Source organism: Amycolatopsis sp. NPDC028719, from assembly GCF_055565395.1.
Genome location: NZ_JBVHUL010000002.1, coordinates 1 through 10,650 on the forward strand (window position 1 = coordinate 1; position 10,650 = coordinate 10,650).

General features: G+C 71.9%; 11 protein-coding genes. 5 read left to right on the plus strand and 6 right to left on the minus strand.

The genetic code is table 11. The features are described from left to right. Positions 1-101: 101 nt before the first annotated feature. From ACZ4TR_RS07905 to ACZ4TR_RS07925, 5 genes are read right to left on the minus strand one after another with little or no spacing between them, the layout of a single operon-like run. Complete coding sequence (locus ACZ4TR_RS07905; RefSeq protein WP_465286319.1) at positions 102-380, minus strand: HPr family phosphocarrier protein; 279 nt, start codon at positions 378-380, stop codon at positions 102-104. 11 nt (positions 381-391) lie between these two features. Beyond that, the gene (locus ACZ4TR_RS07910) at positions 392-1,834 is read right to left on the minus strand and encodes a PTS fructose transporter subunit IIC (protein ID WP_465286320.1); all 1,443 of its coding nucleotides are present in this window, start codon (positions 1,832-1,834) and stop codon (positions 392-394) included. A 2-nt stretch (positions 1,835-1,836) separates the two neighbouring features. After that, positions 1,837-2,289 carry a PTS sugar transporter subunit IIA gene (locus tag ACZ4TR_RS07915; protein WP_465286321.1) on the minus strand — a complete coding sequence of 151 codons (453 nt, stop codon included), beginning with the start codon at positions 2,287-2,289 and terminating at the stop codon, positions 1,837-1,839. Beyond that, positions 2,286-3,230 (minus strand): 1-phosphofructokinase, encoded by a 945-nt coding sequence (gene pfkB, locus ACZ4TR_RS07920; protein ID WP_465286322.1) that lies wholly within the window; start codon positions 3,228-3,230, stop codon positions 2,286-2,288. Before pfkB ends, ACZ4TR_RS07915 begins: the two co-directional genes overlap by 4 nt. After that, the gene (locus ACZ4TR_RS07925; RefSeq protein WP_465286323.1) at positions 3,227-3,988 is read right to left on the minus strand and encodes a DeoR/GlpR family DNA-binding transcription regulator; all 762 of its coding nucleotides are present in this window, start codon (positions 3,986-3,988) and stop codon (positions 3,227-3,229) included. Before ACZ4TR_RS07925 ends, pfkB begins: the two co-directional genes overlap by 4 nt. A 103-nt stretch (positions 3,989-4,091) precedes the next feature. Between ACZ4TR_RS07925 and ACZ4TR_RS07930 the strand changes: the two genes are divergently transcribed. The 3 genes from ACZ4TR_RS07930 (at position 4,092) to ACZ4TR_RS07940 (ending at position 7,207) form a co-directional block, all read left to right on the plus strand. Then, positions 4,092-5,654, plus strand: a complete 1,563-nt coding sequence (locus ACZ4TR_RS07930) for a putative PEP-binding protein (protein ID WP_465286324.1) — start codon at positions 4,092-4,094, stop codon at positions 5,652-5,654. Between the two features lie 5 nt (positions 5,655-5,659). Further along, complete coding sequence (locus ACZ4TR_RS07935; RefSeq protein WP_364522737.1) at positions 5,660-6,070, plus strand: cupin domain-containing protein; 411 nt, start codon at positions 5,660-5,662, stop codon at positions 6,068-6,070. Positions 6,071-6,163: 93 nt separating this feature from the next. Beyond that, positions 6,164-7,207 carry an alcohol dehydrogenase catalytic domain-containing protein gene (locus tag ACZ4TR_RS07940; RefSeq protein WP_465286325.1) on the plus strand — a complete coding sequence of 348 codons (1,044 nt, stop codon included), beginning with the start codon at positions 6,164-6,166 and terminating at the stop codon, positions 7,205-7,207. Here ACZ4TR_RS07940 and ACZ4TR_RS07945 read toward each other — a convergent pair. After that, positions 7,204-8,166, minus strand: a complete 963-nt coding sequence (locus ACZ4TR_RS07945) for an SEFIR domain-containing protein (protein ID WP_465286326.1) — start codon at positions 8,164-8,166, stop codon at positions 7,204-7,206. The two genes, ACZ4TR_RS07940 and ACZ4TR_RS07945, sit on opposite strands and share 4 nt — an antisense overlap. A gap of 258 nt (positions 8,167-8,424) precedes the next feature. Between ACZ4TR_RS07945 and ACZ4TR_RS07950 the strand changes: the two genes are divergently transcribed. Next, entirely contained in the window at positions 8,425-9,009 is a 585-nt protein-coding gene (locus tag ACZ4TR_RS07950) for a toll/interleukin-1 receptor domain-containing protein (RefSeq protein ID WP_364522743.1), read from the plus strand. 3 nt (positions 9,010-9,012) lie between these two features. Further along, entirely contained in the window at positions 9,013-10,650 is a 1,638-nt protein-coding gene (locus ACZ4TR_RS07955; RefSeq protein ID WP_465286327.1) for a KGGVGR-motif variant AAA ATPase, read from the plus strand.

A 10,650-nucleotide genomic window follows, 5' to 3' on the forward strand; every position in this document is an offset into this window, starting at 1 on the left:
CGGCCTAGCAGCGCCCCAAGGTGGCCTTGGTTGCGTCTGACGCACCCAAGGCGGCCTTCGGTGCGTCAGACGCACCGAAGGCCACCTTGGGGCGCTGGGTGTTACGCGTCGAGGTCCTGGGCGATCAGCTCGGCCAGGGCGTCGACCGACGTCTGGGCGTGGTCGCCGTCGGCGGTCAACTCGACTTCGTCGCCGAAAGCCGCGCCGAGGGTCATCAACCCGAGGACGCTCGCGGCGTCGACCGGGTCGCCGGCCACCCCGCCGGTGATCTTGGCGATCTTCACCTTGGCCGGCTGACCGGCGGCCGTTTTCGCAACCAGGCCCGCGGGCCGGGCGTGGAGCCCGACACTGCTGGCGACGAGCGTGCGGCGTTGGTACACGGTGGACTCCTTCAGGCGTTGACGGGCTGGCCGGAAACGGCGGCGGAACGTTCGGAAGCGCGGAAGCGCACCTGCTTCAGCAGGATCACCGCACCGGCGGCGACCGCGGTGCCGGCGACCAGCGCCACCAGGAACAGCAGCGGGTTGCCGATCAGCGGGAGCACGAAGATCCCGCCGTGCGGGGCGCGCAGGGTCGCGCCGAACGCCATCGACAGAGAGCCCGTCACGGCAGAGCCGAGCATGATCGACGGGATCACGCGGAACGGATCCGCCGCGGCGAACGGGATCGCGCCCTCGGTGATGAACGACGCGCCGAGCAGCCAGGCCGCGCGGCCGTTCTCGCGCTCGGCTTCGGTGAACAGTTTCTTCCGCACCGTCGAAGCGAGCGCCAGCGCCAGCGGCGGCACCATGCCCGCCGCCATCACCGCGGCCATGATCTGCAGCGACGCCGTCGCGCCGGTGGTCAGCCCGCCGACCGCGAACGCGTACGCCGCCTTGTTGACCGGCCCGCCCATGTCGAACGCCATCATCAGGCCGAGCAGCGCGCCCAGCAGCAGCGCGCTGACGCCGCTGAGGCTGTTGAGCCAGTTCGTCAGTCCCGTCGTCGCCGCCGCGATCGGCTTGCCCACCACGACGTACATCAGGACACCGACCACAATGGACCCGAGCAGCGGGTACACTACCACCGGCATGATGCCGCGCATCGCCTTCGGCACCTGGACCCGCTTCAGCGCGAGCACCACGCCACCGGCCAGGAGGCCCGCGACGAGGCCGCCGAGGAACCCGGCACCGACCGTGACGGCGATCGCGCCGCCCACGAAGCCGGGGGCGATCGCCGGGCGGTCGGCCATCGCGAAGGCGATGAACCCGGCCAGCACCGGCACCAGGAAGTCGAACGCGGCGCTGCCGATCTGGAACATCAGCGCCGCCCAGCCGGCGACGGACCCCGGGTCGAACTGCTCGGTGACCTTCGGCGCGTCGACGATCTGGTAGCCACCCAGGGCGAAACTCAGCGCGATGAGCAGTCCGCCCGCGGCGACGAACGGGATGAGGTAGCTGACGCCGGTCATCAGCCACTGGCGGACCTTGGTGCCGGCCTTGTCGTTCGTGCCGACCTTGGAAGTGAGCGCCGGTGCGGCGGGGGCGGGTTCCCGGGCCGCGGCCTTCGCGCGTTCGAACAGCCCGGCGGCGTCGTTGATCGCGGCCTTGACCGGTGCTTCGACGATCGGCTTGCCGGCGAAGCGTTCGCGGCCCTGGACCGCGAGGTCCGCGGCGAAGATGACGGCGTCCGCGCTCGCGATGTCCTCGGCGGACAGGGGTTCGGACCCGGCCGAGCCCTGGGTCTCGACGACGATCGTGTCGCCGTTGGCCTTCGCGGTCTGCTCCAGCGACTCGGCGGCCATGTAGGTGTGCGCGATCCCGGTCGGACAGGCGGTGATGGCGACGAACTTCATGGTCAGGACACCTCCTGGCGGATGTACTCGGCGACGGCCGCCGCATCGGTGGCTGCCAGGAGGTTCTGCTTGAACTCCGCCCGGACGAGCCGGCGGGCGAGGGCGGCCAGCACCTTCAGGTGGTCGCTGCCGCCGCCTTCCGGTGCGGCGATGAGGAAGATCAGCGTGGCGGGGCCGTCCGGGGCGCCGAAGTCGACGCCCGCGGCGCTGCGCCCGAACGCCAGCGTCGGCGCGGTCACCGCGGCCGAGCGGCAGTGCGGGATGCCGATGCCGCCCTCGAGCCCGGTGGCCATCTGCTCCTCGCGGGCGGCGACGTCCTTGAGGAAGAGGTCGAGGTCGGTCACCCGCCCGGCATCGACGAGCCGCTGCGCGAGCCCGCGCGTGGCGGAGTGCTTGTCGGCGGCGTCGAGGCCGAGGTCGACCAGGTCGGCGGTGATCAGGTCCGGGGTGGTCATGCGGCGGCTCCGCTGAGGGTGAGGGTGGGGTCGGCGTCGAGCACGCGCACCTGGTCGGGGTGCACGTCGTGCGGGGTGGGCATGCGGCTGCCCTCCTGCGTGACCGCGGCGGTGCCGTAGGCGACCGCGGTCCGCAGGGCTCCGGGGCCGGTCCCTCCCGCGTGGAGGAACCCGGCGAGTGCGGCGTCTCCGGCGCCGACGGTGCTGCGCACGGCGACCAGCGGGCCGAGCGCGTGACAGGTGGCGGTCTCCTCGACGAGCACGGCGCCGCGCGCGCCGAGGCTGACCAGCACGCGGCCGACGCCGCCGGAGATCAGTTCGCGGCAGAAGGCGACGACGTCGCCGAGCCGCGGCAGTGGGTGCCCGGCGAGCTCGGTCAGCTCGTCGAGGTTCGGCTTGAGCAGGTCCGGCCCGCCCGCGCAGGCGGCGGCGAGCGGCGCGCCGGAGGAGTCGACGGCGACCTTTGCCCCGGCGTCGTGGGCGAGTTTCGTGAGCCGCGCGTAGAAGTCGTCGGGCACGCCGGCGGGGAGACTGCCGCAGCACACCAGCCAGTCCGCGCGCGCGGCCAGTTCGACGGCGCGGCGTTCGAGGGTGGCCAGTTCGGCGGGGGAGATCTCCGGGCCCGGTTCGTTGATCTTCGTCGTGGTCCCGTCGGCTTCGACGAGCGTGATGTTGCTGCGGGTCGTCCCGGCGATCGGCACGGCGACGACGGGGACGCCTTCGGGGGCGAGCAGGTCGGCCAGCCGTTCGCCGACGAGACCGCCGGCAGGCAGCAGCGCGACGGTCGGAGTTCCGGCGGCGGCAAGCGCGCGGGCGACGTTGACGCCCTTGCCGCCGGGGTCGAGCCGCACGGCCTCCGCACGGATGACCTCGCCGCGCCGCAGCTCGGCCAGCCGGGCGGTCCGGTCGAGGCTCGGGTTCGGGGTCACGGTGACGATCACGCCAGCACCACCTCCGGGCCCGCCTCTTCGAGCTCGGCCACGGCGCCCGCGTCGAGGCCGCTGTCGGTGACCAGGACATCGATCTCGGCCAGCCGCGCGAACCGGCTGAGCTGGTCGGTGCCGTACTTGCTGTGGTCGGCCAGCAGCACCCGCTTGCGGGCGGCCGCGACCACGGCGGCCTTCACCGCGGACTCGGCCATGTCCGGCGTCGTGCAGCCGTGTTCGGCGGAAAAGCCGTTGGCGCCGAGGAAGGCGACGTCCACGAGCAGGCCGTCGAGCGCGCGCAGCGTCCACGCTTCGACGGCGGCGAGCGTCGTCCCGCGGACGCGGCCGCCGAGGATGTGCAGCGTGATCCCCGGGCGGGTGGCCAGGATCGACGCGACCGGGATCGAGTTGGTGATCACCGTCAGCTCGCGCTCGGCGGGCAGCAGCGTCGCGAGCCTGCTGGTGGTCGTGCCCGCGTCGAGCAGGATCGAGCCGCGCTCGGGCACCAGGTCGAGGGCGGCCCGGGCGATCGCGTCCTTCTCGGCGGCGTTGGTCTGGTCCCTCAGGGCGACCTCGGGTTCGAAGTCGAGCCGCTCGACCGCGACCGCGCCGCCGTAGACGCGGCGGACGACGCCCTGGCGTTCGAGGACGCCGAGGTCGCGGCGGATGGTCTCGGGGGCGACACCGAGTTCGGTGGCGACGTCGTTGACGTCGATCCGGCCGTCGCGCCGTGCGCGTTGTGCCAGGAGCTGATGCCGTTCGGCGGCGTACATGCCCGTTCCTCTCCGATGTTTGCCCGTTGTCGTTTGATTGTGCCCGTTGTTACCGTACTGTCAATCCCCCGTTACGAGATCCTTTGCGCTCGGAGGTCCCGCCATGCAGTTGTCCGGAGTCGGAGTCAGCCCCGGCCGGGTCGCCGGTCCGCGCCTCGTCGTGGTCGCTGACCTGCGCGAACCCGACGCTTCGGCGCTCCCGGGTGATCTCGCGGTGGAAGCGGGCAAGATCGGGCCGGCCGCGGCATCAGTGGCTGCGGCGCTGTCCGATCGTGCCCGTTCCGTGTCCGGCGATGCCCGGTCGGTGCTGGAGACGACCGCGGCGATGGCGTCCGATCCGGCGTTGATCGCCTCCGCGGAACGCCTGGTTTCGGAGCGCTCGCTGGCCGCGCCGCGCGCGGTGTGGGAGGCGGCAGGGGAGTTCATGACGGCGTTGCGGGCCGCCGGTGGGTATATGTCCGAACGCGCCGCCGACGTCGCCGATGTCCGCGACCGGATCGTCGCTTCCCTGTCGGGGCTGACTCCGCCCGGCGTCCCGGAGCTGACGTCGCCGAGCGTCCTGGTGGCGCGCGACCTCGCGCCGGCCGACACCGCCGGGCTCGACCCGGACCTCGTGCTCGCGCTGGTGACGGAGGAGGGCGGGCCGACGAGCCACACCGCGATCCTGGCCCGGGCGCTGGGCATTCCCGCCGTCGTCGCGTGCGCCGGTGTCCTGGAGCTTTCCGGCCCGGGGCTCGTGGTCGACGGTTCCGCGGGCACGGTTTCGCCGTCCGACGGCCGGGTGGTGGCGCCGGCCCGGACGTCCCGCCCGGTGTGGGACGGCGTGGGCCGGCTCGCCGACGGCCACCGCGTGAAGCTGCTCGCCAACGTCGGCTCGGCTTCGGACGCCCGCGCGGCCGCCGCGGCCGGCGCCGAAGGCATCGGGCTGTTCCGCACGAAGTTCTGCTACCTGTCGGCGACTTCGGAACCGACGGAGTCTTCGCAGCGCGCGGCCTACGCGGCGGTGCTGGAGCCGTTCGGCGGGAAGCAGGTCGTCGTCCGGACCCTGGACGCCGGTTCGGACAAGCCGCTCGCGTTCCTGCCGATGGGGGCGGAGCCGAACCCCGCGCTCGGCGTCCGCGGGCTGCGGGTCGCGTTCGACCGGCCGGACCTCCTGGACCGTCAATTGGCCGCGATCGCCGCGGCGGCGGCCGACACGGAGGTCGAGCTGTCCGTGATGGCCCCGATGGTCGCGACGGCGGCGGAGGCGGCTTGGTTCGCGTCGCGGGCGCGTGCCGCCGGAATCGCCCGGGTGGGCGTGATGATCGAGATCCCGGCGGCGGCGTTGTGCGCGGCGGAAATCCTCGCGGAGGTCGATTTCGTCTCCCTGGGCACGAACGACCTGGCGCAGTACGTCTTCGCCGCGGACCGCCAGCTGGGCGCCGTGGCCGCGTTGAACGACCCGCGCCGGCCGGCGTTGCTGCGGCTCGCCGGCCTGGTCGCGCAAGCCGGCACGGCGGCGGGGAAACCGGTGGGGGTGTGCGGCGAGGCGGCGGCGGATCCGACGCTGGCGCCGGTGCTGGTCGGGCTGGGAATCACGTCGTTGTCGATGAACGCGGCGGCACTGGCTGGCGTCGGAGCGGCGTTGCGTGCCGTCGACCTGGCGGCGTGCCGGGCGTTAGCTTGACAGTCATGGAGAGCGACAACAGCCAGAGCGTCTTCGACGTCCACGCGGAGGCCGCGGCGCTGCCGGAATCCGCGGAAACCATGCTGGTGGACAAGTACTTCGTCGACAAGCCGTCGGCCAGCGCCCGGATCTTCCGCATCTACCGTGAGGTTCCGCTGCACTACCACGAGGAGTGCGACGAGCACCTGTACCTCCTCAGCGGCGGTGGCACGTTCCACCTCGACGGCGAGGAGTTCGAGGCGCGGCCGGGGATGTTCCTCTGCTTCGAGCGGCGGAAGGTCCACGGCTTCCCGCGGATCACCGCCGAACCCCTCGTGGTGCTGGCGATCGACGTACCGCGGCGGCGGCCGGACGACATCGTCTTCGTCGACCCTGCCGCGGGTGACGCCCGGACGTTCATGGCCCGCAACGCCTGAGTCTCAAATTGCGACAGCCGTGCGGCCGCCGCGGTCCTAGCGTCGAGGGCGGCGGGCCCGGTCGCGAGAGCCGGGCGGCCGACGGAGGCGACGATGAAGGCGCTGGTCTACCACGGTCCGGGTGCGAAGGCTTGGGAAGACGTCCCGGACGCCGTCGTCCAGGAACCGGCCGACGTGGTCGTGCGCGTCGACACGACCACGATCTGCGGCACCGACCTGCACATCCTGCAGGGCGACGTCGCCGCGGTCACCGACGGCCGCGTTCTCGGCCACGAAGCGGTCGGCACGGTGACCGCCGTCGGCGCCGCGGTCCGGGCGTTCGGGGTGGGGGACCGCGTGCTCGTCCCGGCCATCACCCAGTGCGGCCGCTGCGAATACTGCGGCCGCGGGATGCCGTCGCACTGCCGGACGGTCGGCGGGATCGGCTGGATCTTCGGGCACCTCATCGACGGGACGCAGGCCGAGTTGGTGCGCGTGCCCTTCGCGGACACGTCGCTGTACGCGGTCCCCGACGGCGTCACGAACGACCAGGCGATCTTCCTGGCCGACTCGCTGCCCACGGGCTACGAGGTGGGCGTCCTGGGCGGTCGCGTCCGCCCGGGCGACACGGTGGCGGTGGTCGGCGCCGGTGCGGTCGGCCTGGCGGCGATCCTCACCACGGGCCTGTGGGGCGCGTCCCGGGTGATCGCGGTGGACTCCAACAAGTTCCGCCTGGAGAAGGCCCTGGAGTTCGGCGCGACGGACGCGTTCGAGGCGGGGCCTGATACCCGCTCGGACGTCCTGGGGCTGACCGACGGCCTCGGCGTGGACGTGGCGATCGAGGCGGTCGGCTACCCGGAGACGCTGCTGACCGCGGCGTCGCTGGTCCGCCCGGGCGGCCGCATCGCGAACGTCGGCGTGCACGGGGTCCCGGTCGAGCTGCCGATGCAGGAGATGTGGATCCAGAACCTGACGCTGACGATGGGCCTGGTGGACACGGTGTCGATCCCGACGCTGCTGAAGATGGTGGCGTCCGGCCGCATCCCGGCCGAGCGGATGGGGACCCACCGGTTCACGTTCGCGCAGATGGAGGAGGCGTACGAGGTGTTCGCCAACGCGGCCGCGAACTCGGCGCTGAAGGTGGTCATCACGCCTTAGGTCACGGTCGGGTCCCCGAGGGCGAGCTCGGGCGGCCGTCCTCGCCGCCGTGTGATGACGACGGCCGCGGACCCGAACGGAGACGCCGCGACCCCCGGGCGTGACATCTCGAGCCGCAGCTTCAGCGCACCGGTGACGTCGAGATCGATCGCGGCCGGCTTCCCGATGGTCACTTCGTGCTCGGACCGGGGACTGCCGTCCACGAGCACGCGGAACCGGCCGACCTGGAAGCGGTCGGCCGCGTCGTCGAGCACCCCGGCGACGGTCGAAAACCGCTGGTAGTGGCCGCCGAGATCGACCTCGACGTACCCGGGGTCGGCATCCGAACGCAGCACGATGCTGTCCTCGTACCGCCGGCCGTCGATCGAGGCCGCCGCCCGGCGCACCCCGGCGCTGGTGCCGGTCCACCGCAGATCGCTCGCGAGGATCGGCTGCGGCTCGGAGGATCCGCCGAGCCACCGGCCGCGCGGCGGCATGGGGTGCTTCCCGCGCCCGGTGATCGCGGCGAGCAGGTCCGCGACGCCTTCGTCGGTGAACTCCGCGATCTCGTACCGCGTCATCGAGTACGGGTTGAGGAACTCGGGGATGTCGTCGATCGAGCCGCCGGGCAGGACGACGGGCAGCACCCGCCGGGTGCCGTCCTCGAGGTCCTTGGTCAGCTTGTTGCGGATCATGGCGGTCTCGTACTGGGCGCCGCGTCCCTCGTGCGGCGGTGCGTCGCCGTCGGCTCGCTCCCGGTACAGCGGAGACGCCACCACGATGATGAAGTCGGCCGCCTTGATGTTCCGGGTCGCCCACAGCGACCAGTCGATGCGGATGTTGTCGTGCCACTGGTCGAGCACGACCTCGAGGCCGATCCGGCTGCGCAGGAGGGTCGCGAACCGCCGGACCTGGTCCTTGTGGTCCTGGGTGTCGTGCGAATAACTGAAGAACACCCTGGGTACTTCGCGGTCGGACATCGGGTTCCCCTCGAGATCGGTCGGTGATTCACCGATCCGGGAGATCGGTATTCCGGAAAGGCTTCGCGGCGGCTCCCGCCAGGTACGCCTGTCATGTATAGGTGCCCGGAAGATTTGTCAAGATGCGTTTTCCGGCACTGCATCGAGGGTGGCCAGTTATTGTCCTGGATCTGTCAGGTTTCCCGCCTTCTTCGCCGGTGCCAAGCGGATCTAGGATGACAGCTGCCTGGTGGGGAGCGGTGAGGAGCGTCGGCACGCGTGTACGAGTACGACGTGTTCATCAGCTATCGGCGCACCGCGAGCGACATATCGGCGTGGATTCGCCACCATTTTCACCCGCGTCTCCTGGAAGTGCTCGACAACAATCGGTACGAAGACGTCAAGATTTTCTTCGACGACCAGGTGCGCGTCGGAGCCGACTGGCCGGCCGAACTGAGTTCGGCGTTGCAGCGCTCCCGGGTGCTGCTCCCGGTCTGCTCGCCGAAGTACTTCCGGGACGAATGGTGCCTGGCCGAGTGGGCGTCGATGGAGGAACGGGAGGCGCTGACCGCCGGCCCGCGGCGGGAACACGGGCGGCCCCTGATCTACCCGGTGATCTTCTGCGACTCCCGGAACTTCCCCGACTGGGCCCACGCGCGGCGCCCGCGTGACCTGCAGCAGTGGAACCACCCCTTCGAGCACTTCCAGACCGCGCCGGCCTACCTCGACTTCAACCAGCAGATCAAGCAGATCGCCGCGGAGCTCGAGGAACTCATCGAACGAGCGCCGGAGTGGCGGGACGACTGGCCGGTGCGCACCCCGGCCCCGGAGCCGCCGAAGCGGGCGCGGATGCCGAGGTTCTGACGGATGCCGGGATCGGTCTTCACTTTCTACTCCTACAAGGGCGGGGTCGGCCGGAGCTTCACGCTGGCCAACATCGCCGTGCTGCTCGCCCGGTGGGGCCACCGCGTGCTCTGCCTGGACTGGGACCTCGAGGCCCCCGGCCTCGGCGACTACTTCCGGCCGCGGCTGCCCGCGCGCCCGAGCGGCGGGGTCGTCGACCTGGTCGACGACTTCCGGCACGGCCGCTTCCAGCCGGAGACGCACGTCCAGCGGCTGGCGGACGTCGGCGTGCTCGACTTCGTCGCGGCCGGCCGCGAAGACGCGAGCTACATCGGACAGGTGCAGGAGATCGACTGGGACGGCCTGTACGAAGCCGGGTTCGGCGAATACCTCGAGAAGTGCCGCGAGCAGTGGGTCGAGCGCTACGACTTCGTCCTCATCGACAGCCGGACCGGGATCTCGGACATCGGCGGGATCTGCACGGCGCACCTGCCGGACCACCTCGTGCTGCTGTTCACGGCGAACCGGCAGAGCATCCTCGGCGCGATGGAGGCGGCCCGCCGCGCCGACGCGGCGCGCAACCTCCTGCCGTTCGACCGCTCGCGGCTGACCGTCCTGCCGGTGCTGTCGCGGTTCGACAACCGGGAGGAGTACGACCGGTCGGAGACCTGGCGCGGCATCGTCGTCGACGAGACGGCCGAGCTGTACCGGCCCTGGCTCGACCAGGCGGTCGAGCCGGCGACGATGGCCCGGCACCTCACCCTGCCGTACGTGTCCTACTGGAGTTTCGGCGAGCAGCTGCCGGTGCTGTCGGAACAGACGCCGAGCGCCGACCAGATCGGGTTCGCGCTCGAGACGGTCGCGGCGGTGATCGCGTGCCGGCTCGACCGCACCGACCTGCTGGCCGAGAACCGCGACGCGTACGTCGCCTCGGTGCGCACGAGCCGGCGCGAGTTCAAGCACGAGCTGCGGATCAGTACCCCGCGCTCGGCCGTCGGCACGACGGACAAGCTGATCGCCGAGCTGAAGAAGCGCGACGTCCGCGCGGTGAAGTCACTTTCGGGCGACCGTTCACTGCTCGCGCGCGCCGAAGACGACGCCCGGCACCTCTGCCTGGTCGTCGACGGCAAGGTGAGCCGCTGGCAGTCCGCCGAAGTGGAGCTGTTCCTGCACCGCACGCTCGGGCAGGACCGCCGCGTGATCCCGGTGCTCACCGCGGGCACCGACGCGGCCGGGCTGCCGGGCTACGTCGGCAACCTGCGTTACTTGCGGCTCAGCGGCTCGCGTGGCCCGGCCGAGGTGGCCCGCGAACTCGTCGGCCAGCTGAAGGGCTTCACGTCCCTGGTCGACGCGGCCGACGACGACCTCGACCTCGCGGCGGTGCTCGGCCAGGCCCGCGGATCGCGGCTGCGCCCGTCCCGCTGGGACCTCGTCGACGAGCTGGTCCTCGCGTTGCAGTCGGCCGTCGGCGCGGGCGACGGCGGCCGGACCCGCGACCTCGCGACGGACCTGGCGGTGGCGGTGAAACCCCGCCCCACCCACGGCGACGACCACCACGCGGCACCGCCGAGGGTCCGCCGGTCGATCGACTGGCTCCTGCGCACCCTCGACGCCCGCGCCCAGACCACGACGAAGCCGAACCACCGGAGGAATCTCGGATGA

Coding starts and splice junctions, on each gene's coding strand:
- ACZ4TR_RS07925 (WP_465286323.1), bottom strand. CDS start 3,988: ATGTACGCCGCCGAACGGCATCAGCTCCTGGCACAACGCGCACGGCGC.
- ACZ4TR_RS07935 (WP_364522737.1), top strand. CDS start 5,660: ATGGAGAGCGACAACAGCCAGAGCGTCTTCGACGTCCACGCGGAGGCC.
- ACZ4TR_RS07915 (WP_465286321.1), bottom strand. CDS start 2,289: ATGACCACCCCGGACCTGATCACCGCCGACCTGGTCGACCTCGGCCTC.
- ACZ4TR_RS07930 (WP_465286324.1), top strand. CDS start 4,092: ATGCAGTTGTCCGGAGTCGGAGTCAGCCCCGGCCGGGTCGCCGGTCCG.
- ACZ4TR_RS07955 (WP_465286327.1), top strand. CDS start 9,013: ATGCCGGGATCGGTCTTCACTTTCTACTCCTACAAGGGCGGGGTCGGC.
- ACZ4TR_RS07910 (WP_465286320.1), bottom strand. CDS start 1,834: ATGAAGTTCGTCGCCATCACCGCCTGTCCGACCGGGATCGCGCACACC.
- ACZ4TR_RS07940 (WP_465286325.1), top strand. CDS start 6,164: ATGAAGGCGCTGGTCTACCACGGTCCGGGTGCGAAGGCTTGGGAAGAC.
- ACZ4TR_RS07945 (WP_465286326.1), bottom strand. CDS start 8,166: ATGTCCGACCGCGAAGTACCCAGGGTGTTCTTCAGTTATTCGCACGAC.